General features: G+C 72.6%; 24 protein-coding genes. 14 read left to right on the forward strand and 10 right to left on the reverse strand.

Translation table 11 applies throughout. From position 1 onward, the window contains the following. Positions 1 to 60: 60 nt before the first annotated feature. Positions 61 to 2,844 carry a helix-turn-helix transcriptional regulator gene (locus OG625_RS35155; protein WP_329389076.1) on the forward strand — a complete coding sequence of 928 codons (2,784 nt, stop codon included), beginning with the start codon at positions 61 to 63 and terminating at the stop codon, positions 2,842 to 2,844. Positions 2,845 to 2,886: 42 nt separating this feature from the next. Here the strand turns inward: OG625_RS35155 and OG625_RS35160 are convergent, their stop codons facing one another. Next, on the reverse strand, positions 2,887 to 3,297 hold the full coding sequence (locus OG625_RS35160; RefSeq protein ID WP_329389078.1) for a rodlin: 411 nt from the start codon (positions 3,295 to 3,297) through the stop codon (positions 2,887 to 2,889). A gap of 153 nt (positions 3,298 to 3,450) precedes the next feature. Further along, positions 3,451 to 3,654, reverse strand: coding sequence for a DUF5302 domain-containing protein (locus tag OG625_RS35165; protein WP_329389080.1), 204 nt, complete (start codon positions 3,652 to 3,654; stop codon positions 3,451 to 3,453). A 237-nt stretch (positions 3,655 to 3,891) separates the two neighbouring features. Here OG625_RS35165 and OG625_RS35170 point away from each other — a divergent pair, with 237 nt between their 5' ends. Further along, on the forward strand, positions 3,892 to 5,253 hold the full coding sequence (locus OG625_RS35170) for an FAD-dependent oxidoreductase (RefSeq protein ID WP_329389082.1): 1,362 nt from the start codon (positions 3,892 to 3,894) through the stop codon (positions 5,251 to 5,253). Between the two features lie 116 nt (positions 5,254 to 5,369). Further along, positions 5,370 to 6,032, forward strand: coding sequence for an NADPH-dependent F420 reductase (locus OG625_RS35175; RefSeq protein ID WP_329389084.1), 663 nt, complete (start codon positions 5,370 to 5,372; stop codon positions 6,030 to 6,032). Positions 6,033 to 6,048: 16 nt separating this feature from the next. Here OG625_RS35175 and OG625_RS35180 read toward each other — a convergent pair whose 3' ends face one another. Next, the gene (locus OG625_RS35180) at positions 6,049 to 6,561 is read right to left on the reverse strand and encodes a mycothiol transferase (protein WP_329389086.1); all 513 of its coding nucleotides are present in this window, start codon (positions 6,559 to 6,561) and stop codon (positions 6,049 to 6,051) included. A gap of 62 nt (positions 6,562 to 6,623) precedes the next feature. After that, the gene (locus OG625_RS35185) at positions 6,624 to 8,132 is read right to left on the reverse strand and encodes an MFS transporter (RefSeq protein ID WP_329391225.1); all 1,509 of its coding nucleotides are present in this window, start codon (positions 8,130 to 8,132) and stop codon (positions 6,624 to 6,626) included. A 145-nt stretch (positions 8,133 to 8,277) separates the two neighbouring features. Here OG625_RS35185 and OG625_RS35190 point away from each other — a divergent pair, with 145 nt between their 5' ends. From OG625_RS35190 to OG625_RS35200, 3 genes are read left to right on the forward strand one after another with little or no spacing between them, the layout of a single operon-like run. Further along, positions 8,278 to 8,721 carry a MarR family winged helix-turn-helix transcriptional regulator gene (locus OG625_RS35190; protein ID WP_329389088.1) on the forward strand — a complete coding sequence of 148 codons (444 nt, stop codon included), beginning with the start codon at positions 8,278 to 8,280 and terminating at the stop codon, positions 8,719 to 8,721. Between the two features lie 16 nt (positions 8,722 to 8,737). Continuing rightward, positions 8,738 to 9,109, forward strand: coding sequence for a DUF4180 domain-containing protein (locus OG625_RS35195; protein WP_329389090.1), 372 nt, complete (start codon positions 8,738 to 8,740; stop codon positions 9,107 to 9,109). Next, complete coding sequence (locus tag OG625_RS35200) at positions 9,106 to 9,684, forward strand: HutD/Ves family protein (protein WP_329389092.1); 579 nt, start codon at positions 9,106 to 9,108, stop codon at positions 9,682 to 9,684. The genes OG625_RS35195 and OG625_RS35200 overlap by 4 nt, the downstream gene beginning before the upstream one ends. A 24-nt stretch (positions 9,685 to 9,708) precedes the next feature. Here OG625_RS35200 and OG625_RS35205 read toward each other — a convergent pair whose 3' ends face one another. Then, the gene (locus tag OG625_RS35205; RefSeq protein WP_329389094.1) at positions 9,709 to 10,614 is read right to left on the reverse strand and encodes an EamA family transporter; all 906 of its coding nucleotides are present in this window, start codon (positions 10,612 to 10,614) and stop codon (positions 9,709 to 9,711) included. A gap of 19 nt (positions 10,615 to 10,633) precedes the next feature. On the opposite strand from OG625_RS35205, the gene OG625_RS35210 reads away from it, so the two are divergent. Beyond that, a complete protein-coding gene (locus tag OG625_RS35210; protein ID WP_329389096.1) occupies positions 10,634 to 11,137 on the forward strand; it encodes a MarR family winged helix-turn-helix transcriptional regulator in 504 nt (167 codons plus the stop codon). 6 nt (positions 11,138 to 11,143) lie between these two features. On the opposite strand, the gene OG625_RS35215 is transcribed toward OG625_RS35210, so the two are convergent. Then, positions 11,144 to 11,455 (reverse strand): galactose oxidase early set domain-containing protein, encoded by a 312-nt coding sequence (locus tag OG625_RS35215; RefSeq protein ID WP_329389098.1) that lies wholly within the window; start codon positions 11,453 to 11,455, stop codon positions 11,144 to 11,146. Between the two features lie 74 nt (positions 11,456 to 11,529). Here OG625_RS35215 and OG625_RS35220 point away from each other — a divergent pair, with 74 nt between their 5' ends. Further along, entirely contained in the window at positions 11,530 to 12,189 is a 660-nt protein-coding gene (locus OG625_RS35220; RefSeq protein WP_443067923.1) for a DUF4360 domain-containing protein, read from the forward strand. A gap of 7 nt (positions 12,190 to 12,196) precedes the next feature. On the opposite strand, the gene OG625_RS35225 is transcribed toward OG625_RS35220, so the two are convergent. The 3 genes from OG625_RS35225 to OG625_RS35235 all read right to left on the reverse strand — a co-directional run bounded on the left by OG625_RS35225 (position 12,197) and on the right by OG625_RS35235 (position 15,261). Continuing rightward, on the reverse strand, positions 12,197 to 13,231 hold the full coding sequence (locus OG625_RS35225; RefSeq protein ID WP_329389101.1) for a LacI family DNA-binding transcriptional regulator: 1,035 nt from the start codon (positions 13,229 to 13,231) through the stop codon (positions 12,197 to 12,199). 129 nt (positions 13,232 to 13,360) lie between these two features. Beyond that, entirely contained in the window at positions 13,361 to 14,782 is a 1,422-nt protein-coding gene (locus tag OG625_RS35230; protein ID WP_329389103.1) for a glycoside hydrolase family 16 protein, read from the reverse strand. A 248-nt stretch (positions 14,783 to 15,030) separates the two neighbouring features. After that, the gene (locus OG625_RS35235; RefSeq protein WP_329389105.1) at positions 15,031 to 15,261 is read right to left on the reverse strand and encodes a hypothetical protein; all 231 of its coding nucleotides are present in this window, start codon (positions 15,259 to 15,261) and stop codon (positions 15,031 to 15,033) included. A gap of 269 nt (positions 15,262 to 15,530) precedes the next feature. Between OG625_RS35235 and OG625_RS35240 the strand changes: the two genes are divergently transcribed. Then, on the forward strand, positions 15,531 to 15,791 hold the full coding sequence (locus OG625_RS35240) for an acyl-CoA carboxylase subunit epsilon (protein WP_329389107.1): 261 nt from the start codon (positions 15,531 to 15,533) through the stop codon (positions 15,789 to 15,791). A 50-nt stretch (positions 15,792 to 15,841) separates the two neighbouring features. Here OG625_RS35240 and OG625_RS35245 read toward each other — a convergent pair whose 3' ends face one another. After that, positions 15,842 to 17,473, reverse strand: a complete 1,632-nt coding sequence (locus OG625_RS35245; protein ID WP_329389109.1) for an FAD-dependent oxidoreductase — start codon at positions 17,471 to 17,473, stop codon at positions 15,842 to 15,844. Between the two features lie 277 nt (positions 17,474 to 17,750). Between OG625_RS35245 and OG625_RS35250 the strand changes: the two genes are divergently transcribed. The 5 genes from OG625_RS35250 (at position 17,751) to OG625_RS35270 (ending at position 22,190) form a co-directional block, all read left to right on the forward strand. Beyond that, positions 17,751 to 18,848 (forward strand): SchA/CurD-like domain-containing protein, encoded by a 1,098-nt coding sequence (locus OG625_RS35250; protein WP_329389111.1) that lies wholly within the window; start codon positions 17,751 to 17,753, stop codon positions 18,846 to 18,848. A gap of 84 nt (positions 18,849 to 18,932) precedes the next feature. Continuing rightward, positions 18,933 to 19,376, forward strand: coding sequence for a cupin domain-containing protein (locus tag OG625_RS35255; RefSeq protein ID WP_329389113.1), 444 nt, complete (start codon positions 18,933 to 18,935; stop codon positions 19,374 to 19,376). Further along, complete coding sequence (locus OG625_RS35260) at positions 19,373 to 20,644, forward strand: beta-ketoacyl-[acyl-carrier-protein] synthase family protein (protein WP_329389115.1); 1,272 nt, start codon at positions 19,373 to 19,375, stop codon at positions 20,642 to 20,644. Before OG625_RS35255 ends, OG625_RS35260 begins: the two co-directional genes overlap by 4 nt. Then, positions 20,641 to 21,882: a beta-ketoacyl synthase N-terminal-like domain-containing protein gene (locus OG625_RS35265; protein ID WP_329389117.1), complete on the forward strand. Its 1,242-nt coding sequence runs from the start codon at positions 20,641 to 20,643 to the stop codon at positions 21,880 to 21,882. Before OG625_RS35260 ends, OG625_RS35265 begins: the two co-directional genes overlap by 4 nt. Positions 21,883 to 21,935: 53 nt before the next feature. Then, positions 21,936 to 22,190, forward strand: a complete 255-nt coding sequence (locus OG625_RS35270) for an acyl carrier protein (RefSeq protein WP_329389119.1) — start codon at positions 21,936 to 21,938, stop codon at positions 22,188 to 22,190.

The following is a 22,190-nucleotide window of genomic DNA, read 5'->3' on the forward strand; positions in this document are numbered from 1 at the left end:
TATTGTCGCGTCTCACAGGAAAGGCACAGGAGCTGGGGACCGAGAGGCTGGTGGCTGTGCGTGGTGGCGGCGACGGGGCACGCTGACACAAGTGTCGGACACGTTGAACTCATCAGGGCGGTCGACCGCGCGCTGACCGCGCACGGCCGGGCGCTCATCACCGGACCTGCCGGCGCGGGCAAGACCGAGCTGGTGCGGGCCGTCGCGGCCGCGGCCGAATCGCGCCGCGAGACCGTGCTCCGCCTCGCCCCCGAGGCCGCCGACCAATGGATACCCGAGGCCTCCGCCGCGGCCATGCTGGCCTCCGTGCCCTGCGCCGCCGCCTTCGAGCAGCTCTCCGGGCCCCAGCGCACCGCCATCGCCCTGCTCTGCCGCGAGACGGAGGCACCGCACGTCGGCCGCGACCACGTCGCGCTGCGCCTCGCCGTCGTCGAGGTACTGCGGACGCTCGCCGCCCGCCACCCCGTCCTGCTCGTCCTGGACAACGCCCAGTGGATGGATGCCGAGAGCACCGACCTGCTCCGCTTCGCCCTGCGCCTCACCCCGCCCCGCGTACGGGTCCTCGTCGCCGAACGCCTCCAGGACGGCTCCGCGGTCGGCGAGCCCCTCTGCGGCCCCGGCACCCCCGCGATCCGCGTCCCGCCGCTCGGCGCCGACGAGGTCGCCGAACTCCTCGTCCGCCACGGCCTGCCCGCCCGCCTCGCCGGCCGCATCCACCAGGCCAGCGGCGGCAACCCCCGCCTCGCCCTCGCCCTCGGCCACTCCTTCGCCGAGGCAGCCGAGGCCCGTGACGGCAGCGCCCACCACGCCGACGCCCTGCCCCTCTCCGGACAGGCCCGCGACGTGGCGCGCAGACTCCTCGCCGAAGTCCCCGCCGAGGCCCGCCGCACCCTGCTGCTCGCCGCCCTCGCGGCCCGTCCCACCACCGTGCTGCTGCGCCGGGCCGGCCGCCCCGACGCCGAGGCGGAACTGGCCGCGGCGGAACGGGCCGCGCTGCTGCGGGTGGGGGAGGACGGCAGCGTGGAGTTCACCGCCGGCGCCCTGCCCACCGCGCTCGCCGCCGACGCGGGCTGGCCCGAACGCGCCGCCGGGCACGCGGCCCTGGCCGACGCCGTCGACGACCCGGTCCAGGCCGTACGTCACCGGGCGCTCGCCGTGGACACCCCCGACCAGTGGCTCGCCGCCGAGATCGCCGAGGCCGCCGTGGTCTGCCGCCGCCGGGGCCAGCGGGCCCTCGCCGCCGAACTGGGCCTGCTCGCCGCCGAACGCACCCCGTCCTGGCTGGCCGGGGAGGAACTCGCCCGCCTCGTCACCGCCGCCGAGGACGCGGGCTGGTCCGGCCGCGCCGACCTCGCCCGCCGCGCCACCCGGGCCGTACTCGCCCGCGACGCCTCGCCCGCCGACCGGGTCAGGGCCCGGCTCGCGGTGATCGACGCCGCCGGTCAGGCCCTCGGCACCCTCGACGAGACCTTCGCCTGCGCCATGGCCGACGCCGCCGGGGACCCCTCGCTCCAGGCCGCGGTCCAGCTGCGCATGGCCTGGAAGCACAACCTCAGCGACGGCGACCCCGTCCGCGCCCGCGACGCCGCGGCCCGGGCCGGAGCCCTCGCCGCGCTCGGCGGCGACCAGGTCGCCGAAGCCATGGCGCTGACCGTGCGGGCCCGGATGGGCCGCATCCTCGGCGACCCGGGCGCCGAGGCGATCCTCGCCGAAGCGCTCGCACTGCCCGTCCCCGAAGTCCCGCTCGGCATGCGCAACGCACCGCAGTACCTGGCGGTGCGGCACGCCCTCTTCGACGACAGCCTCGACGACGCCCGCCGCCAGCTGATGGTCCTGCTGCCGGCCGTCCAGCGCACCGGCTCCGCCGAGGACGTCTTCGAGGTGCTGCGCAGCCTCACCGAGGTCGAACTGCGCGGCGGCCGCTGCGAGGCCGCGTCCGCACGTGCCCGCCAGGCCCTGGAGCTGACCATCGAGGCGGGCCTCTCGCCCGGCCCCGCCTGGTACCTCGCCGCCATGGCGGAGGCCGCGGGCGGCAGCTTCGCCCGCGCCGCCGGATACGCCCGCCGCGGCATCCAGGCTTCCCGGGAAGAGCGGGACCAGGTCTTCCTCTCGCGGAGCCTGCACGCGCTCGGCCTCGTCGAACTGGCCACGGGAGAGGCGGCCAAGGCCGTCGCGACCCTGCGCCGGGTCGCCGAACTGGAGGCCGCGCAGAAGGTGGTCGACCCCTCGATCCTGCGCTGGCACGGGGAGCTCGCCGAGGCCCTGGTCGCCGCCGACGCACCCGACGACGCGGCCCGGCTGATCGACCCCGTGCGTACCGTCGCCGTGGGCCTCGGCCGCACCGGAGTCGTCGCCGCCCTCGATCGGGCGCGCGGCCTGTGTCTGTCCGCACGGGGGGAGGCCGACGCGGCCGTCCACCTGCTGGAGGCCACCGCCCAGCGGTTCGAAGCCCTCGGGCTGCCGCTGGAACGCGGCCGTACGCTCCTCGCCCTCGCCCGGGTCGAGCGGCGCCGCCGTCGGCGCGCGCCCGCCCGGGCCGCGCTCGTGGCGGCGGCCGAGGTGTTCGGCCGGGCCGGGGCCGCCCCGTGGGCGGAGCTCGCACGGGAATCCGCGGCAGGCGAGGGAACCCGTACGGAATCGGCAGCGGCGGCGGCCCTGACCGAGGGCGAGGCCCGGCTCGCGCTGCTCGTCAGTCAAGGGGCCAGCAACCAGGAGGCCGCGGCGAAGCTGTTCCTCAGCGTCAAGACGGTGGAGGCCCGGCTGACCCGCATCTACCAGAAGCTCGACGTGCGCTCCCGGGCCCAGCTGGCCGGCGCCCTGGCCAAACACAACGCGTCGGCGTAGCGGGAGCTACGCCGACGCGTTGTCGGAACCGGAGTCCGAGGATCAGCTACCCGCGGACAGGTTGCCGGACAGGACCGGGATGTTGCTGAGGATGTGCGAGGCGGAGTCGTCACCCTTGCCCTGGGTGGAGTTCTCGGCGCACTGCTGGTTCTGCGGGTTGGCCAGCACGTTGATGTCCTGGACACCCACGTTGACGAGCGCGAGGATCGACTGGGCGTTGACCTTCGCCGGCAGGCCGACGCAGAGCTTGTTGAGGGAGCCCTGGACCAGGCTCGCCTGCGGGCTCATCGCGCCGCCGGTCTCCTGGTTGCCGTAGACCTGCGCGGCGCTGTTGCCGTTGATGGTGTTGACGCCGTTGTCGTTGCCGATCGCCATCGCCGGGGTGGCTACGGCGGCACCCGCACCCAGGACGGAGGCGGTGACCGCGGCGCTGGCCATGAGCTTCTTGAACATGTGGGGGATCCTTCTGTCGCACTGTCGCATGAGATAGCTGCCCTCGGCGGGACGAGCTGATCAACTGCTGACGGCGCCAGGGGTTATCCCCCGTCACCCGGGTGGCCCATTTGCCACACCGGGCCACCCGGGCCGAACTCCCGTGGTCCGGGGTCAGCCGGTCTTGCGGCGCACCTTCTTGTTCTTGCCGCCGCCACCGCTGCTGGCACCCTGGACCTTCGCCCGGTTCTGGTGCGCCTGCTGGGACTGGGCATTCGCCGCGTTCCGATCCAGTGCCTCCCGGAACTTGCGCTTGGCGGCTTCGGCCGGGGATTCGACCGGGGATTCGTCCTGCGGGGTCTGCGTCTCGTCTGCCATGTGTCCTCCTGTGGTGATCAAGCGATTTCAGTCTGTCAGCTGGCGTTCCCCCTGACCAGCGACTTCGGCTGCGGGAGGCTCGACGTGGGGAGGGCCCGGGACACCCCCAGTATTGCTTGGGCAGGCCATAAGTTTGAGTTATGGGGGCATAAGTCGACACCGGGTGCAAGGTAAGGCTGCCCTTCGTTTAGGGTTCAGCATGATCCACCGTGCTGTCGCTCGAAGGGAACCATTGCCATGCCTCGCCCTCTGCGAGTAGCAATCGTCGGTGCCGGACCCGCCGGCATATACGCCGCCGACGCCCTGCTGAAGTCCGAGACCGCCGCCGAGCCCGGCGTGTCCATCGACCTCTTCGAGCGGATGCCCGCCCCGTTCGGCCTGATCCGCTACGGCGTCGCGCCGGACCACCCCCGGATCAAGGGCATCATCACGGCCCTGCACCAGGTGCTCGACAAGCCCCAGGTCCGGCTCTTCGGCAACGTCGACTACCCGAACGACATCAGTCTCGACGAGCTGCGCTCCTTCTACGACGCGGTGATCTTCTCCACCGGCGCCACCGCCGACCGCGCGCTCACCATCCCCGGCGTCGACCTCGACGGCTCATACGGTGCCGCCGACTTCGTCTCCTGGTACGACGGCCACCCCGACGTCCCGCGCACCTGGCCGCTGGAGGCCGAGAAGGTCGCCGTGCTCGGTGTCGGCAACGTTGCCCTCGACGTCGCGCGCATCCTCGCCAAGACGGCCGACGAACTGCTGCCGACCGAGATCCCGGCGAACGTCTACGACGGGCTCAAGGCCAACAAGGCCCTCGAGGTGCACGTCTTCGGCCGCCGCGGCCCGGCCCAGGCCAAGTTCAGCCCCATGGAGCTGCGCGAGCTGGACCACTCGCCGAACATCGAGGTCATCGTCAACCCCGAGGACATCGACTACGACGAGGGCTCGATCACGACCCGCCGCTCCAACAAGCAGGCCGACATGGTCGCCAAGACCCTGGAGAACTGGGCGATCCGCGACATCGGTGACCGTCCGCACAAGCTGTTCCTGCACTTCTTCGAGTCCCCGACCGAGGTGCTCGGCGAGGACGGCAAGGTCGTCGGCCTGCGCACCGAGCGCACCGAGCTCGACGGTACGGGCAACGTCAAGGGCACCGGGCAGTTCACCGACTGGGACGTCCAGTCCGTCTACCGGGCCGTGGGCTACCTTTCCGACGAGCTGCCCAAGCTCCCCTGGGACGTCGAGTCGGGCACCGTTCCGGACGAGGGCGGCCGGGTGATCGAGGGCGGCAGCCACCTGACGTCGACGTACGTGACCGGCTGGATCCGCCGCGGTCCGGTCGGCCTGATCGGCCACACGAAGGGCGACGCGAACGAGACCGTCGCGAACCTGCTGGCCGACCACGCGGAAGGCCGCCTGGCCACCCCGGCCGCGCCCGAGCCGGAGGCGGTCGAGGCCTTCCTCGCCGAGCGGAGCATCCGCTACACGACGTGGGACGGCTGGTACAAGCTGGACGCCGCCGAGAAGGCGCTGGGCGAGCCCCAGGGCCGCGAGCGCGTGAAGCTCGTCGAGCGCGAGGAAATGCTCGACGCGAGCGGCGCGTAACCACTCGGGAGGGCCGGGACTCGAACGGAGTCCCGGCCCTTCTTCATGGGAATGCCGGGTCTCCCAAGGGAGTTCACAGAAGCGCGAGACCCCGATCCGCGCGCTTTGGAGACCTCATGAAGATCGGCATCATCGGCGCAGGCAACATCGGAGGCAACCTCACCCGCCGCCTCACGGTCCTCGGACACGAGGTGTCCGTGGCCAACTCCCGCGGACCGCAGACCCTGGCCGCGCTCGCGGAGGAGACCGGCGCGACCCCCGTCACCGTCGCCGAAGCAGCCCGCGGCGCGGAGATCGTCGTGGTCACGATCCCCCTCAAGAACATCCCGGACCTCCCCTCCGGCCTCTTCGACGGAGCCGCCGAGGGCTTCGCCGTCATCGAGACCGGCAACTACTACCCGCAGCAGCGCGACGGCAGGATCCCCGGCATCGAGGACGAGGGGCTGACCGAGAGCCGCTGGACCGAGCGGCAGCTCGGCCACCGCGTGATCAAGGCCTTCAACGGCACCTACGCCGAGGACATCCTGGACCGCCCCCGTCCCGCGGGAGAACCGGACCGGATGGCCCTGCCCGTCGCGGGCGACGACGAGCCGGCGAAGGAGTCCGTACGCGCCCTCATCGAGGAGCTCGGCTTCGACACGGTCGACGCGGGCGGCCTGGACGACTCCTGGCGCCAGCAGCCCGGCACCCCCGTCTACGGCCTGCGCGCCGGAGCCGCGGCGGTGACCAAGGCCCTCGCCGAGGCCTCCCCGGTCCGCAAGGCGGAGTTCCGGGGCTGACCGAGGGCGGTGCCCGTTACCCGCTGCGCTCCAGCAAGCCCCGTACGAAGGCGGCCTGGCCCGCGTGTTGCCAGTCGTCGCCCAGGACGCTCACCAGGCGGACCCCCAGGGTGACCGGCGGGTCCCAGCGCTCGTCGACCACGCGGTTCAGGTCGGCGGCGCTGACGGTGTGGAGGAACCGGACCGTCTGTTCGTGCACCGCGTCGTGGTAGCCGAGCAGCAGCTCGCCCGAGTCGACCCGGACGGCTGCGACCTGGTGGGCGGTGTGTCCGTACCCGGTCGAATCCGCGGGCAGCGGCAGGGCGAAGCGGGCTGCCCAGTCCTGGGACCGCCAGACCTGTTCCAGGTCCGCCGCGTCCGCGATGTGGTCGTCCTGGATCCGGGTGAGGTGCCAGACCAGCCAGGTGATCGAGTTGGCGGCCGGGTCGACGCGTGCGTTGAGCGTCTGCGCCGGGAGCCCGTCCACGACCTCGTGGACGAGCTCCCGGATGCGGCCGAAACCGTCGGTGATGACCTCCGTAGCCTTCATGCACCCACCATGCAAGGCCCCGCGGCCGACCCGCCGGGCACGACACGCGGCGGGATCGGGCGTCAGGCGGTCGCGCCGGCCTTGGCCGGGGTCGGCGCGGTCCCGGTCTCGGCCGGATCCGATGCGGCGGACACCGTGCCCTGACCGCCCCGCAGGCCGAACCGGCTGATCAGGGCAACCAGGGCGAAGGCCACCGCCCCGATCACGAAGGTGAGGGTGAAGCCGGATTCGGCGGGCAGCGGCGGCACGCCCGCCGGCAGGTGCTCGATGGTCTTCGACGCCAGGATCGTGGTGACGACCGCGCTGCCGATCGCGCTGCCCGTGGAGCGGGAGATCGAGTTGATGCCGTTGGCGATGCCGCTCTGCTGGGGCGGAACGCTCGCCATGATCACCGCGGGCATGGCCGCGTAGCCGAAGCTCACGGCCGCGCCCACGACGAGTCCGGCGCCGATCACGGAGGCGGTGTGCGCGTGGTCGAGGGCCAGCCAGGCGAACCCGAGGGCCCCGAGCCCGGCGGCCAGGCCCAGCGCCGCGCGCGGACCGCGGTGGCGGACCAGCTGCCCGCCGATGGGAGAGGCGAGCAGCGAGACGATCGCGCCGGGCAGCAGGAACTGCACGGACGCGCGCAGGATCGAGGCGTCGAAGCCGTAGCCGGTGAGGGCCTCGGGCATCTGGACGAGGTAGGAGACGCCCAGGAAGTTCGCGAACATCCCGAAGCCGACGAGGATGCCGGCCAGGTTGGCCATCAGCACCGGGCGGTGGATGAACATGCGCATGTCGACCAGCGGCTCGCGCACCTTGAGCTCGGTCACCACCCACACGGCGGCCATGACCGCGGCGCCGGCGAAGCTGCCCAGCGTACGGCCGGAGGCCCAGCCCCACTCGTGGCCCTGGGAGATCGGCAGCAGGAGGAGCAGCAGCGTGAGGCCGAGCGTCAGCGCGCCGAGGAAGTCGGTGCGCCCACCGGTCTTGTGCCGGGTCGCCGGGACCAGGAGGACCACGGCGAGCAGGGCGAGGACGGCGAAGCCGGTCGCCATCCAGAAGGCATTGCGGTAGTCGGCCCCGGAACCGGAGGTGAGCAGGCCCGTGGCCACGAGGGCGAGACCGCTGCCGAACGCGAGCGTGCCGCTGACCAGCGCCATCGCGCCCGGAAGCTTCTGCGGCCGGACCTCTTCGCGCAGCACGGACAGGGCCAGCGGGAAGATCGCGGTGGCGGCGCCCTGGAGCACCCGGCCCAGGATCAGCAGCGGCAGCGAGGAGGCCAGCGCGGTGATCACGGAGCCGACGACCATGACGCCGAGCACGGCCACCAGGGTGGGCTTCTTGCCGTGCTGGTCGCCGAACCGGCCCAGCAGCGGGGTGAAGACCGCCGCCGACAGCAGCGTGGCCGTGGTCACCCAGCTCACCCCGGCGGTCGTGGTGCCGAGGTCGGCGCGGATGAGGCCCAGGATCGGGACCGGCAGGGTCTGCATCATCGACACGACCATGGCGGCCAGGCTCAGGGCGAAGACGATGACCGTCTCGTTCCGGCGCCCGGTGGCCTGGGCGGCGGCGGGGGAGGGGGTGCTCATGGCGGGCGGGACCTTCTTCGCGCTTCGGAGCTTCACGGGGGAGATGTTTGATGTCATCAAGTAACTCGACCGAAGGTAGACCTCGATAGTTAAGGTGGTCAAGTAAACAATTGATAATGTCAACCATTCTGGGTACGCTCCAGGCATGAGCGACACCGCCGCCCCGCACGCCCCCGCCAAGCTCCAGCTGCTGGAACTGCTCGCCGCCATCGGCACCGCCCAGTGGCGCGACTTCGCGGCCGCCGCCGCCCGCTACGGCCTCACCTCCACCCAGGCCCGGGTCCTCGCCCAGCTCGACGGCCCCGTGCCGATGCGCGGCCTCGCCACGCTGCTGGTGTGCGACGCCTCGAACGTGACCGGAATCGTCGACCGCCTGGAAGCCCGGGAACTGGTGCGCCGCGAGCCCGCTCCCGCCGACCGCCGGGTCAAGAACGTGGTCGCCACGGAAGCGGGCCGCGAGATCATCCGTAGGGTCCGGGAGGAGATGCAGGTGACGCACAGCGCCCTGGACACCCTCGACGAGGCCGAGAGCGCCACGCTCTACGCCCTGCTGGATCGGCTGCGCCCCACCATGGAGAAGGACGCCTGAAGTAGCCTCGATCTCCATGAGTACTCTGCGGACCATCAACGACGTACCCGTCCTGGTGTGTGAGGCCGAGGGGGAGGTCATCGCGGGCGAACGCGAAGCCCTGGACCACATCGGCAACGCCGGCTACCAGGGGGCCCGGTGGGTCGTCATCCCCGTCGAGCGCTTCGACGAATCCTTCTTCCGTCTCGGCACGCGCGTCGCCGGCGGGATCATCCAGAAGTTCGTCCAGTACCGGATGGGGATCATCGTCCTCGGCGACATTTCCCGCCACACCGAGGCCAGTTCGGCCCTGCGGGACTTCGTCCGCGAGTGCAACCGCGGCACCCAGACCTGGTTCCTCGCCGACGACGCCGAGCTGCGCGCGCGGCTGGCCGGGGCGGAAGCGTGAAGAGCGGCGCCCAGGTCCGGATCCTGCGGGCAGCCGACCGCGCCGCCACCGCCTGGAAGAACGGCGGGGGAGTCACCCGGGAGATCGCGGTCTTCCCCTACGGGGCCGGCATGGACGACTTCGTCTGGCGGGCGAGCCTCGCCGAGGTCGCGGCCGACGGTCCCTTCTCACCCTTCCCCGGGATCGACCGCACCCTCACCCTCGTGGAGGGCGCGGGCATGGACCTCACGGTCGGGGGCGTACGCCGACTCGTGGACGAGCGGTTCGCGCCGCAGGAGTTCCCCGGGGACGAGCAGACCGACTGCCGGCTGCTCTCGGGGCCCGTCGTGAACTTCAACGTGATGCACCGCCAGGGGGCCGCGGAGGTGGTGACCGCCGTCGTACGGGGCCGGCTCTCGCGCGCCGTCGTATCGGACGAGACCCTGCTCGTGCTCGCGTTGGAAGGGTCGGCCACGGTTCAGGTGGGGCGGGGCCCCGACCTCGCGCTGGCCCCGTACGACGCGGTCCTGGTGATGGGCGACTTCATCGACTACATGGAAATTTCCGGGCACGTGGCGCTCGTCTGCTTCCGCTGACCGCCCCGGCGGTCGACGGGCCCATCACCGGTCTCGTACGAATCTCCGGGCGCGCGGCGGTCGTACGCCTGCGGTGGTCGACGCCCGCGTGGCGGGGCGGCCCAGGAGGATCCCCGTCAGGGCGAGCGCGAGACCGCACAGCTGCCGGAGGCTGAGCGTCTCGCCCGCGACCGCCGTGCCGAGCAGCACGCCCGTCACCGGATTGAGCAGGCCGATCAGCCCCACCGCCGCAGCGGGCAGGCGCCGCAGGCCCGCGAACCATGCGGTGAAGGCGAGGGCCGTGGACACCAGTGTGACGTAGCCGAAGGCCAGCAGCGCAGGCCCGTCGACGGCCGGCGGCGCTCCCTCCGCGATCACGGCCGGCGGAAGGAGCACCAGGCCGCCGCCCAGCAGCTGCCAGGAGGTGGCGGCCAGAACGTCCACCTCGGCGCTCCACCGCTTGGCGAGGACGAAGCCCAGCGCGGACATCCCCATGGCGGCGACCGAGGCGAGCAGGCCGAGCGCGTCGAGCGCCACGGTCGAGGTGAGCAGCATCAGGCACACGCCGCCCACACCGAGGCCCGCGCCCGCCAGGTGCCGCGGTCCGGGGCGCTCTCCGATCAGACCCCACGCGATCAGCATCATGACCAGTGGTCCGGTCGCCATCACCGTCGTGGCCACGCTCGTCGGGAGCCGCTGGGCGGCGAGGTACACCAACGCGAAGAAGCCGCCCATGTTGAGCACGCCGAGCAGCAGGGACTTCCACCACCAGGACCCGCTGGGGACCTTCCGGCGCACGGCCAGGAGCAGCAGCCCCGCGGGCAATGCCCGGAACACCGCTCCGTACAGCGGAGTGTCGGCGGGCAGGAACTCCCGCGTGACGAAGTAGGTCGTTCCCCAGGCGACCGGTGCGACGGCCGTGACCAGTGACCACCGCAGATTGGCTTCCATGGAAGATATTATATCTTCCATGGAAGCTATTGACCAGGTCGCCCGCATCCAGGCCGAGTGGGCCCGTGAGCGGCCGGATGTGGATGTCAGCCCGCAGGGCGTGATCGGACGGCTGCACCGCCTCGGCCTGCTCCTGACGGAACAGCTCTGTCTCGTCTACCGCCGGTACGGCCTGAGCGAGGGGGAGTTCGACGTCCTGGCCGCGCTGCGGCGGGCGGGTGAGCCCTTCGAGCGGGCGCCCGGCGAACTCGCGTCCCACACCATGGTGACCACGGGCGCGATGAGCAAGAGGATCGACAGGCTCGAACGCGACGGCCTCGTCACCCGCCGCCGGTCGGCCGCCGACGGCCGGGGCCGCGTGGTCGGGCTCACCCCCGCGGGACGGGACCTGATCGACCGGGCCTTCACGGAGCACATGCGCAATGAACGACACCTGCTCGAAGGGCTCGAAGCCGAGGACGCGGCGCAGTTGGAGCGGCTCCTGACACGGTGGCTGGCGACGGTCGAGCCGCGGGTGCCGTGACCGGGGTCAACGGGCGCCCAGCTTCACCCACTTCGCCCCGCTGGGCACGCCCTTCTCGTCGAGCAGGAACAGCATGTAGTACCCGGGCGGCGCGTCCGCCGCGGTCGGCGGGGTGCGGAGCCCGATCGAGGCGCCCCGGACCCCGGTCCGCCGGAGCTCCAGGTGGCGCCGGCTGGTTTTCACCGAGTGGGTGACGGTAGTTCGACCTGCCGGTACTTCAGGCCGCCCGATGGGGGCCTCCTCAGGGTCTGGCAGGTTGCGGAGACACTGGAAGGATCGCCACGAAATACTCGATATGACGTGATCAGCTGCGGCCATAGAGGTGAGAGCGGGCAGCCGTCCACCGCGCCGACCGCCCGGGGCCGCCGCGGGGCGCTATCCATGTCGACGTGATCAAGTCGCTTCGTACCGGATTCACCGCAGCAGCCGTGACCGCAGCTCTCGTCACGCTCACCCCCTCGGCCGGGGCCTCCGCCCCCGCCTCGCCCTCCGCTCCGCCGGACAAGGTGGGCGTGGACGTCGCCACCGTGAACGGCTCGGGCTGCCGACCGGGCAGTGCCACCGTCGCCGTGGCACCGGACAACTCGGCCTTCACCGTCACCTACAGCGAGTACCTGGCCCAGGCCGGCGGCGGAGTCTCCGCCGTCGAGGGTCGCAAGAACTGCCTCCTGTCCCTCGTGGTGCACGTGCCGCAGGGCTTCACCTACGCCGTGGCCCGGGTCGACTACCGGGGCTTCGGCAGCCTGCAGCCGGGCGCGATCGGCACGCAGAAGGCGAGCTACTACTTCCAGGGCATGAGCCAGACGGCCCAGCGCACCCACAAGTTCACGGGCGCGCTCGACGACAACTGGCAGGCGACCGACACCACGGGCATCGAGGCCCTGGTCTTCGCGCCCTGCGGGGAGAAGCGCAACTTCAACATCAACACCGAACTGCGGACGGAGGTCGGCACCTCCGACCCGTCGAAGGTCAGCTTCATGGCCCTCGACTCGACGGACGGCAGCATCAACAGCGTCTACCACTTCTCCTGGAAGCAGTGCCCGGTGCGCTGACCGGGCCTCAGGCCGAAGCGCGCCGCACCAGTGACGTGGCGGTGACCACGGATCTGGGCGCGGCGCGCTCCTCACTGCCCCCGCCCAGCGTCTCCAGCAACAGGCGCGCCATCAACCGCCCCATGCCCTCGATGTCCTGACGCACGGTCGTCAGCGGCGGGTCGGCGATCGAAGCCACCGCCTCGGCGTCGTCGAACCCGACCACCGCCACCTCCGCCGGAACGGCGCGCCCGCGCTCCCGCAACACCCGCAGCGCGCCCGTCGCCATGAGGTCGTTCGCCACGAACACCGCGTCGATGCCCGGGCAGCGGTCGAGCAGTTCGGCCATCGCCCGAGCCCCGCCCGCCGCGGTGAAATCTCCCTCGGCGACCAGCGCGGCGTCGGCCTCCGGCAGGACGTCCCGGTAGCCGCTCAGCCGGTCGGCGGCCGAGGTCTGGTCGAGCGGGCCCGCGATGTGCGCGATGCGCTCGCGCCCCTGCGCGACCAGGTACCGTACGGCCTCCCGCGCGCCCCCGCGGTTGTCCGCGTCCACGTACGCCGTGCCGGTGGCCCCGTCGGTCCAGCCCGGCCGGCCGCCGTACACCGTGGGCATGCCCATCCTGCGGGTGATCGCGGGCAGCGGGTCGTCGGTGTGCAGGGAGAAGGCGAGCGCCCCGTCGACGTGCCCGCCGGCGAGGTAGCGCTCGATCCGGTCGTAGTCGCTCCGGTCCTCCACCAGCAGCAGCACCAGCTGTGTGTCGTGCGCGGTCAACTCCTTGCTGATGCCGCGCAGTTGGCGGGAGAAGAAGGGGTCGGAGAAGATCCGGTTCTCCGGCTCGGCGATGATCACCGCGACCGCGCCGGTGCGCCGGGTGACCAGGGTGCGGGCCGCTGGGTTCGGTACGTAGCCCAGATCGCGTACGGCCTCGCGCACCTTGTCCGCCAGGTGCGCGCGGACCCCGTCGCCGCCGTTGACCACGCGGGACGCGGTGGCCCGGGACACCCCGGCGCGGGTCGCCACCGCCTCCAGGGTGGGGCGGTTCCCGGGACGCTGTTCGGGCACGGGGCTCCTCCTGGGTGTCCGCGGGCGGTCGCCGCGCCGGGCAGCAGGGTAGCCCGTACCGCCGGGAGGCCGGGGGCGCTCCGGGCGGTACGGGCCGTCTTCGGTCCGGTCCTGTCCGGTCCGGGCCGGTCAGTGGCCGAAGTCGAACCAGTTGACGTTCACGTAGTCGGAGCCCTGGCCGCTCGTGAAGGTCAGGTAGACGTCGTGCCTGCCCGTGACCCCGCTGATGTTCGCCGGCACCGTCCGCCAGCTCTGCCAGCCGCCGGTGTTCGCCACGGAGAAGCTGCCGATCGGCGCGCTGGTCCGGCTGTCCAGCCGGACTTCGACGAGCCCGCTGACCCCGCCGGCCGCTCCCGAGGCGACCCGTGCGAAGAACTGCCGCGCGGCCGCGGACCCGAAGTCGACGCCCCGGTACAGGGCCCAGTCGCCGTTGCCGATGGCGCCGAGGTTCTGGCCGCCGCCGGTGTCGGAGGTGCCCTCCTTGATCAGCCCCGACTGGCCGTCGTACGACTCGGCCTGGATGGCGGAGTACGCGTCACGGTCGCCCGTCGGGGGCGTCGTCGGCGGCGGTGTCGTGGGCGGGGGCGTCGTGGGCGTGCTCCCCGTCGACCGCAGCACGGACACGTAGTCGACCACCATGGGGTGGCCGGGCACGGTGCCCGCGTCGGGGCCGCCGCCGAAGGCGTCCGGGAACCCGCCGCCCATGGCCACGTTCAGGATGATGAAGTACCCGTGGTTGGTGGCGTTGGTCCAGGTGGCCGCGTCCACCTGGTTCGCGCGCACGGTGTGGAAGTGGATCCCGTCGACGGAGAAGCGCATCTCCTCGACGGCCGTCGACCTGTCCCACTCCACGGCGTACGTGTGGAAGCCGGCCTGGCAGCTGGTGCCGGGGCAGACCCGCTGGCCGCCGATGCCGGAGGTCTCGTTGCAGGGGCCGCCCGGGCTGGTGCCGCAGTGCATGGTCACCCAGACGTTGTTGAGGCCCTGGACGTTCTCCATGATGTCGAGCTCGCCGATGCCCGGCCAGTTCCACCAGTTGCCGCGGTAGGGGGCGCCGAGCATCCAGAACGCCGGCCAGTAGCCCTTGGCCGCGGGGCCCGTGACGTTCGGCATCTGGATGCGGGCCTCGGCGCGCAGCTTGCCGCCCGCCGCCGGCTGGAAGTCGGACCGCCTGGTCTCGACGCGGCCGGAGGTCCAGTTGCCCGCGGCGTCCCGCCTCGGGGTGATCCGCAGGTTGCCCGTCCCGTCGAGGGAGACGTTGGCGGGGTCCGCGGTCATGGTCTCGATCTCGCCGGTGCCGAAGTTCGCGGGGCCGCCGGGGTAACTCGTACCGGTGGTGTACTGCCAGTCGGCGGTGTTCACGCCGGAGCCCGCGGGCCCGTTGAAGTCGTCGAGGAACACCTGGGACCAGCCGGCCGGGGTGGGGGGAGCGGTGGCGCCGGCGGGCAGCGTGGCCGCCACCGCGGCGGCCACGACCACGGCGACCGTGCCGAGCGCGGCTAAGACGGACCGCCGGACGGGCGGCCGTTCCGTACGGGATGTCGTGCGCATGGATGCCCTCTCTGAAGCGCGCTGTGCGGCGCGGTGCGGGGGAAGAGCAGGCGGAGCCCGCCGTTCGAGAGCCCTTTGAGAGCGCTCTCACTGGGGACCGCTGGACACTGTGCTCCCCACCCCTTCGGGCGTCAAGAGTTCGAACCGGGAAAGGGTCCCGAGGTCGGATCGGTTCATTCGTCGAACGCTCGGAGCCGACCGCCGTGGCGGCCGGCCATCACCCGTCAGGCCCAATCCCCCGTACGAGTTCAGTAGGCCGGGCCGAGCACCTCCTGCGCGCCCGGCAGTTCGTGGACGGAGGCCGCCGTCCCGGTGAGCGGAAGCAGGGCGGAGAGCGGGCACAGCACGGGCATCTCGTGGTCCACCTCCCACTCGCCGACCGTGTTCCGGCCGCCGCCGCGGCCACCGCGGTCGGTGGTGCAGACGGCGTACAGCTGACCGGCGCAGCCCCGGCAGAACAGGGGCAGGTGGGCGGTCACGGCAGTTCCCTCGGCACGGCCGCCGCTGTGGCGGCCGGATGGCGGAACGGATTCCCCCGAGTGCCGGGCACCCGGCGCGCTTGTAGCGTCGATCGCGTCAGGAGTCCCGGTGACCCGACAGGACTCCGCAGGCCGGTTCGCATCCGCGGAACACGTCCCGCCAGCGCGCCGAGCCGCACGTGTGCCGCCCGCGCCGGCGCCCCGCCGGTCCGCCCCGCGCGACCCGACGACCGGGCGCACGCGCAGCCCCCGTGAGAGAGGCCGTGCCGATGACGAACGACGCCCCGATAGCCCCGGCAGCCCCGACGGCGAGCCTGTTCCGCGTCGAGCGGGGCCACGCCGAGCCCGAGGAACTGGCCGCGATCGCACTCGTGGTCGCCTGCTGCGCACGACGTACCGCCGATGACGGCGACGGCCACGGCGGCCGGAACCGGACCGGGACCGGCACGAAGGGCGCCGGGCACCGCCCAGGGCGCCGGCCGGCCCGGTCGAACACCGGCTGCTGGGCAGGCTGCTGGGCCTGCCGCTGAACCCCGTCCGCCGGCCGCGCGCACGGCCGGCGGAAGGGGGAGCGAGGTGGTCACGCCCGGCGCAGCACCGTCGCGAGGGCGCTCCGCAGCGCCTCCCGGGCATCGGGCACGGAGCCCTCCGAGCGCCACGCCACGAACCCGTCCGGCCGTACGAGGACGGCGCCCTCGGGGCTCGTCTCGTGGACCTCCGCCCAGTCGGCGTCGCCCTCCGGGACCAGGTCCGCCTCCCGCCCGGAGCCGATGGCGTAGGCGTCCAGGCGCGCCGACAGCTCCTCGGCCACCTGCTCGCCGGCCGCCCGCCACGGCGTGCCCGCGCCGCTGAGCAGCACGAACGAGCGCTCGTACAGGTCCAGCGAGGAGATCCGCTCGCCGGACCTGGTCAGCCACATGTGCGGGGCCCGGGTGCCCGTGTCGCCCTTCAGCCGCAGCGCCTCCGGGATGATCGGCCGGTCGGCGTCGCCGCCGACGACCGCGCCCTCGGGGTAGCAGTAGCCCATCGCCGTGGTGAGGACCCCGCTGCCCGGTCCGCCGCCCATCGTGGGCGGCGGGGCGTACCCCGGGTGGCTGTGCTCGGCCGAACGGGCCGAGGCGCGCGCGCTCGTGGCCAGGGCCACCGGGAGCCGCTCGGCCTCGTACGTGTCGAGCAGTTCCATGCCGGCCGAGCCGTCCAGCACCGCGGCGATCTTCCAGGCCAGGTTGTGCGCGTCCTGGATGCCGGTGTTGGAGCCGAACGCACCGGTGGGCGACATCTCGTGGGCCGCGTCACCGGCCAGGAACACCCGGCCGGCGGAGTACCGTTCCGCCACCCGTTCGGCCGCGTGCCACGGCGCCTTGCCGCCGATCACCACGTCCAGGTCCGGCACGCCGATCGCGGCCCGGATCTGCTCGACGCACCGCTCGTCGGTGAAGTCCTCCAGCGTCTCGCCGGTCTCCGGGTGCCAGGGGGCGTGGAAGACCCACTGCGTGCCGTTGTCCACCGGGAGCAGCGCCCCGTCGGCGCCCGGGCGCATCAAGTAGCAGACGATGAACCGCAGATCGCCCAGCACCTCGGGGAGCCGCTCCGAGCGGAAGGTCACGCTCACGTTGTGGAACAGCTCGCCGTTGCCCGTCTGGGGGATGCGCAGCTGCTCCCGTACGGGACTGCGCGGACCGTCCGCCGCGATCAGGAAATCCGCGCGCACGGTGGTGTGCTCGCCGGTCTCGCGGTCCTTCACGATGGCGCTCACCCCCGTCGCGTCCTGGTCGAAGGTCATCAGCTCGGTGGAGAAGCGGATGTCGGCGCCCAGTGCGCGGCTCTGCGCGGCCAGTACCGGCTCGATGTTGTTCTGGCTGCACAGGCACCAGCCGGTCGGGCTGAACCGGCGCAGCGCCCCGGACGGATCGATCGACTTGACCAGCCAGTTGTGGTCGCCGTCGACCAGTGACGTGGCCTGCAGAATGCCCTGGGTCCCCTCCAGTACGGACGCCGCGCGGCGGATCTCGTGCTCGGCTCCCGCCGTGCGGAACAGCTCCATCGTCCGGGCGTTGATGCCCCGGCCGCGCGGGTGCTCGGAGGTACCGGAGTGCTTCTCGACGAGCAGGTGCCGCACTCCGTGGCGGCTCAGGAAAAGCGAGGTGGACAGGCCCACGAGCGAGCCGCCCACGACGAGAACCGGTACGCGAACATCGGCTTTGTCTTCCATCAGCTGTGGGCTCCTGTTTTCTGTGTGGGGGAGTGGAGTCTTTATGCCACCGATCGAAGATCAGGCCCGGTTGATTCGCCGGTTGTCACCCGCTTGATGCGGACATGTAGCGGTACGTCCCCACCCGGACGACGATGAGCGACAGCGGCGCCCCCGAACAGAAGCGCCGGCCTGCCGTTCCCGACCGAGGCGGCCGCCGGCCCGGGTGGACGCCACCGGTGACGGACGAGGGGTCCGTACGCGATGGGTCTCCACCCCCTCATGAAGGAGTGAGTAGATGACAACCACCCTGTCCGAACGGGTGTCGCAGTCAGCCTTCGACGGCTCCATGCTCCGGGTCGTCCTGCTGATGGACCTCCACGAAGGGACCCAGCAGCAGTTCTTCGAGGCGTACGAGCAACTCCGCCACGACATCGCGTCCGTTCCGGGACACATCAGGGACCAGCTGTGCCAGTCCTTCGAGAATCCCTCCCAATGGCTCATCACCAGCGAGTGGGAGAGTGCCCCGCAGTACCTCGCCTGGGTCAACAGCGAACACCACGCCGAACAGGTGAAGCCGCTGGGCGCCTGCGCCCGGGCCATGCGCCCGCTCAAGTTCACCGTCCTGCGCGAGACCGGCCGCGGCTACGACCAGGCCTCCGGCCAGGTCGCCGCCCGGCTCCAGCCCGTGCCCCGGCTCGGCGCCGGCATCGTGCGCCACGCGCTGACCTTCACCGTCAAGCCGGGCAGTGAGGAGCAGGTCGCCGCCATCCTCTCCAGCTACGCCTCCCCGGCGGCCCGCGTCGACGACCACACCCGCCTGTGCCGCACCTCGCTCTTCATGCACGGCAACCGGGTGGTACGCACGGTGGAGGTCCAGGGCGACCTGATGGCGGCCCTGCGGCACGTCTCCGAACAGCCCGAGGTGCGCGCCGTCGAGGAGGCCATCAACCCCTACCTCGAACAGGACCGGGACCTCGGCGACCCCGAGTCCGCCCGCATGTTCTTCATGCGCGCGGCCCTCCCCGCGGTCCACCACATCGCCGCCGAGGAGCCGGACTCCGCCGACGTGACCCGCCACGCGCTCTTCTACCCGGCCAAGCCCGGCTGCGGCCCCGCGCTCGCCGAGTTCCTGGCCCGCCAGGACGAGGCCGCCGCGGACCTGCCCACGAGCCCCGTTCGGAGCAGCAGCATCTTCCAGCGCGACGACATCGTCGTGAGGCTGATCGACGTGAGCGGCCCGTTCGACGCCGAGCCGGGAGCCACCCTCGGCGCCGCGGGCCCGCGCAAGACCGCCGTCCTCGAGCGCCTGATGGCCGCGCCCGGCGGGCAGCCCCGCGCCGCGCGCCACACCATGAACCTGATCACCGACCGCCGGGCCCCCGCGCAGTCCTGACCCACCGAGCTCCCCCCCCGAGACCACTCCGAGCTCCACCCCACATCCCCGTCCAGGCACCCCACACGCCAGGAGGAACCCGCCATGACCAAACACCGCCCACGCATCGTGGACCTCAGCGAGACGCCGCCCAACCGGAGGCGCGGAGGCGACCTGAGGGCCGTGCTCACCCCGACCTCGGTGGGCTCCACCAGCGGCTTCATGGGCATGGCGATCATGGCGCCCGGGGAGTCCATCGCCGAGCACTACCACCCGTACTCCGAGGAGTTCGTGTACGTGGTCGCCGGCCGGCTGGAGGTGGACCTCGACGGTGAGGCCCACCCGCTGCGCACCGACCAGGGCCTGCTCGTGCCGCTGAACGTGCGCCACCGCTTCCGCAACGTCGGGGGCACCGAGGCCCGCATGGTCTTTCACCTCGGCCCGCTCGCCCCGCGCCCGGAGCTCGGGCACGTCGACACCGAGGAGGCCCCGCACCCGGAGAGCACCGCCTGGGAGCAGCCGCCGGACCGCACGGGAGTGGTCTCGTGACCCGCCGCCGGGTGGCGGTGACCGGGGTCGGCGTCGTCGCCCCCGGCGGGATCGGGGTCGGCGCCTTCTGGGACCTGCTCTCCAACGGCCGTACGGCCACCCGCGGCATCACCCTCTTCGACCCGGAGGGGTTCCGCTCCCGGATAGCCGCGGAGGTCGACTTCGACCCGGCCGCGCACGGCCTCACCGGGGAGGACGCCGCCCGGGCGGACCGGTACATCCAGTTCGCCCTGGTCGCAGCCCGCGAGGCGCTGCGCGACTCCGGCCTCGATCTCACCACGGACGAGGCCTGGCGGACCGGGGTCTCCCTCGGCACCGCCGTCGGCGGCACCACCCGCCTGGAGCACGACTACGTGGCCGTGAGCCAGTCCGGTGCGTGGTGGGACGTCGACCACCGGCTCGCCGGAGCCCACCTGCACCGGGCGTTCACCCCCGCCACCCTCGCCTCCGCCGTCGCGGAGGAGACGGGCGCGCGGGGCCCGGTGCAGACCGTCTCCACCGGATGCACCTCCGGACTCGACGCCATCGGGTACGCCGTCCACTCCATCGCGGAGGGCCGGATGGACGTGTGCATCGCCGGCGCCTCCGACTCACCCATATCGCCGATCACCGTGGCCTGCTTCGACGCCATCAAGGCGACGTCGCCGAACAACGACGACCCGGCCCATGCCTCCCGGCCGTTCGACGCCGACCGGGACGGGTTCGTCCTCGGCGAGGGCGGCGCGGTCCTCGTACTCGAAGAGCTGGAACACGCCCGCGCCCGCGGTGCGACCGTCTACTGCGAGATCGGCGGCTACGCCACCTTCGGCAACGCCCACCACATGACCGGCCTGACCGCCGAGGGCCTGGAAATGGCCCGGGCGATCGAAACCGCCCTGGCCCAGGCCCGGATCGGCGCCGACGAGATCGACTACGTCAACGCGCACGGCTCCGGGACCAAGCAGAACGACCGCCACGAGACGGCGGCGGTCAAGCGGGTCCTGGGCGACCACGCCTACAAGACGCCGATGACCTCCATCAAATCCATGGTGGGCCACTCCCTCGGCGCCATCGGCGCGATCGAACTCGCCGCCTGCGTCCTCGCGATGAACCACCAGGTGGTCCCGCCGACCGCCAACTACGAGACGCCCGACCCCGAGTGCGACCTGGACTACGTCCCGCGCACCGCCCGCGCCCGCACCCTGCGCAGCGTCCTGTCCGTCGGCAGCGGCTTCGGCGGGTTCCAGTCCGCCGTCGTCATGTCCCGGCCGAAGGAGGAGGTGTCATGACCAGCAGCCGTACGGTCATCACGGGCATCGGGGTCGTCGCGCCCAACGGCATCGGCGCCGACGCCTTCTGGAAGGCGACCCAGTCAGGCGTCAGCGTGCTGGACCGCGTCACCAGGGCCGGGTGCGAGCACCTGCCGCTGCGCGTGGCGGGCGAGGTGCGCGGCTTCGACCCCGGCTCGATGGTCGAGGACCGCTTCCTCGTCCAGACCGACCGGTTCACCCACCACGCGCTCGCCGCGGCCGACCTCGCCCTGGAGGACGCCCGGCTCGGCCGCGCCGACTACGAGGGCGACCCCTACTCCATCGGGGTCGTCACCGCGGCCGGCTCCGGCGGCGGCGAGTTCGGGCAGCGCGAGCTGCAACACCTCTGGGAGCAGGGGCCGCGCTACGTGGGCCCGTACCAGTCCATCGCCTGGTTCTACGCCGCGAGCACCGGCCAGATCTCCATCCGGCGGGGCCTCAAGGGCCCCTGCGGGGTGGTGGCCAGCGACGAGGCGGGCGGGCTGGACGCCTTCGCGCACGCCGGCCGGGCGATCCGCCAGGGCAGCCGGGCGATGCTGGTCGGCGCCACCGAGGCGCCGCTCGCGCCGTACTCCATCGTCTGCCAGCTGGGGTACGAGGGCCTGAGCACCCGGGACGACCCCGAGCGGGCCTACCGGCCGTTCACCGCCAAGGCCTGCGGGTACGTCCCCGCGGAGGGCGGCGCGATGTTCGTCGTCGAGGACGAGGAGGCCGCCCGGCGGCGCGGCGCGACCGTACGCGCCGTACTCGCCGGCCACGCCGCGACCTTCACCGGCACCCTGCGGCCGGAGGAGTCCGGCGAGGGCCTCGCCCACGCCATCCGCGGCGCGCTCCGGGAAGCCGGCTGCGCACCCGAGGAGGTCGACGTGGTCTTCGCGGACGCGCTCGGTACGCCGGAGGCCGACGCGGCCGAGGCCGCGGCCATCACGGCCGCCCTCGGCGCACACGGGCGCAAGGTGCCGGTCACGGCCCCCAAGTCCGGTACGGGCAGGGCCTACTGCGCGGCGCCCGCCCTCGACACGGCCGCAGCGGCCCTGGCACTGGAGCACGGCATCGTCCCGCCGACCCCCAACGTCTACGACGTGTGCCACGACCTCGATGTCGTGACCGGCAGCGCCCGCCCCGCGGAGCTGCGCACCGCGCTGGTGCTCAGCCGGGGCCGGATGGGCTCGAACTCCGCGCTCGTCCTCCGCAAGGGCCCCTCGGCGCCCCTGTAGTCCGCAGTTCGGAGGGACTCGTGCAGTCCCCTTCCAGGAAGAGAGAAGCCACCATGTCCGATCGACTGACCCTGGAGGAGCTGGCGGCCCTGATGAAGACCGCCGGCATCACCGTCGACCCCTCCGAGATGGCGAACCGTCCGGACACCGCCTTTGACGACTTCGGCCTCGACTCGCTGGGCCTGCTCGGCATCGTCGGTGAGCTGGAGAACCGGCGCGGACGGGCCCTGCCCACCGACGCCGACCGCTGCAAGACCCCCGGGGAATTCCTCGACCTCGTCAACAACAGCCTGATGACCGGAGCCTGA

The organism is Streptomyces sp. NBC_01351, from assembly GCF_036237315.1.
GTDB lineage: Bacteria > Actinomycetota > Actinomycetes > Streptomycetales > Streptomycetaceae > Streptomyces.

Bases quoted from the DNA above. Each gene is read 5' to 3' on its own strand.
- OG625_RS35205 (WP_329389094.1), bottom strand. From the start codon at position 10,614: ATGGAAGCCAATCTGCGGTGGTCACTGGTCACGGCCGTCGCACCGGTC.
- OG625_RS35170 (WP_329389082.1), top strand. From the start codon at position 3,892: ATGCCTCGCCCTCTGCGAGTAGCAATCGTCGGTGCCGGACCCGCCGGC.
- OG625_RS35215 (WP_329389098.1), bottom strand. From the start codon at position 11,455: ATGGCCGCAGCTGATCACGTCATATCGAGTATTTCGTGGCGATCCTTC.
- OG625_RS35270 (WP_329389119.1), top strand. From the start codon at position 21,936: ATGTCCGATCGACTGACCCTGGAGGAGCTGGCGGCCCTGATGAAGACC.
- OG625_RS35165 (WP_329389080.1), bottom strand. From the start codon at position 3,654: ATGGCAGACGAGACGCAGACCCCGCAGGACGAATCCCCGGTCGAATCC.
- OG625_RS35175 (WP_329389084.1), top strand. From the start codon at position 5,370: ATGAAGATCGGCATCATCGGCGCAGGCAACATCGGAGGCAACCTCACC.
- OG625_RS35265 (WP_329389117.1), top strand. From the start codon at position 20,641: ATGACCAGCAGCCGTACGGTCATCACGGGCATCGGGGTCGTCGCGCCC.
- OG625_RS35245 (WP_329389109.1), bottom strand. From the start codon at position 17,473: ATGGAAGACAAAGCCGATGTTCGCGTACCGGTTCTCGTCGTGGGCGGC.
- OG625_RS35190 (WP_329389088.1), top strand. From the start codon at position 8,278: ATGAGCGACACCGCCGCCCCGCACGCCCCCGCCAAGCTCCAGCTGCTG.
- OG625_RS35250 (WP_329389111.1), top strand. From the start codon at position 17,751: ATGACAACCACCCTGTCCGAACGGGTGTCGCAGTCAGCCTTCGACGGC.
- OG625_RS35210 (WP_329389096.1), top strand. From the start codon at position 10,634: ATGGAAGCTATTGACCAGGTCGCCCGCATCCAGGCCGAGTGGGCCCGT.
- OG625_RS35240 (WP_329389107.1), top strand. From the start codon at position 15,531: ATGACGAACGACGCCCCGATAGCCCCGGCAGCCCCGACGGCGAGCCTG.
- OG625_RS35160 (WP_329389078.1), bottom strand. From the start codon at position 3,297: ATGTTCAAGAAGCTCATGGCCAGCGCCGCGGTCACCGCCTCCGTCCTG.
- OG625_RS35185 (WP_329391225.1), bottom strand. From the start codon at position 8,132: ATGAGCACCCCCTCCCCCGCCGCCGCCCAGGCCACCGGGCGCCGGAAC.
- OG625_RS35195 (WP_329389090.1), top strand. From the start codon at position 8,738: ATGAGTACTCTGCGGACCATCAACGACGTACCCGTCCTGGTGTGTGAG.
- OG625_RS35180 (WP_329389086.1), bottom strand. From the start codon at position 6,561: ATGAAGGCTACGGAGGTCATCACCGACGGTTTCGGCCGCATCCGGGAG.
- OG625_RS35230 (WP_329389103.1), bottom strand. From the start codon at position 14,782: ATGCGCACGACATCCCGTACGGAACGGCCGCCCGTCCGGCGGTCCGTC.
- OG625_RS35255 (WP_329389113.1), top strand. From the start codon at position 18,933: ATGACCAAACACCGCCCACGCATCGTGGACCTCAGCGAGACGCCGCCC.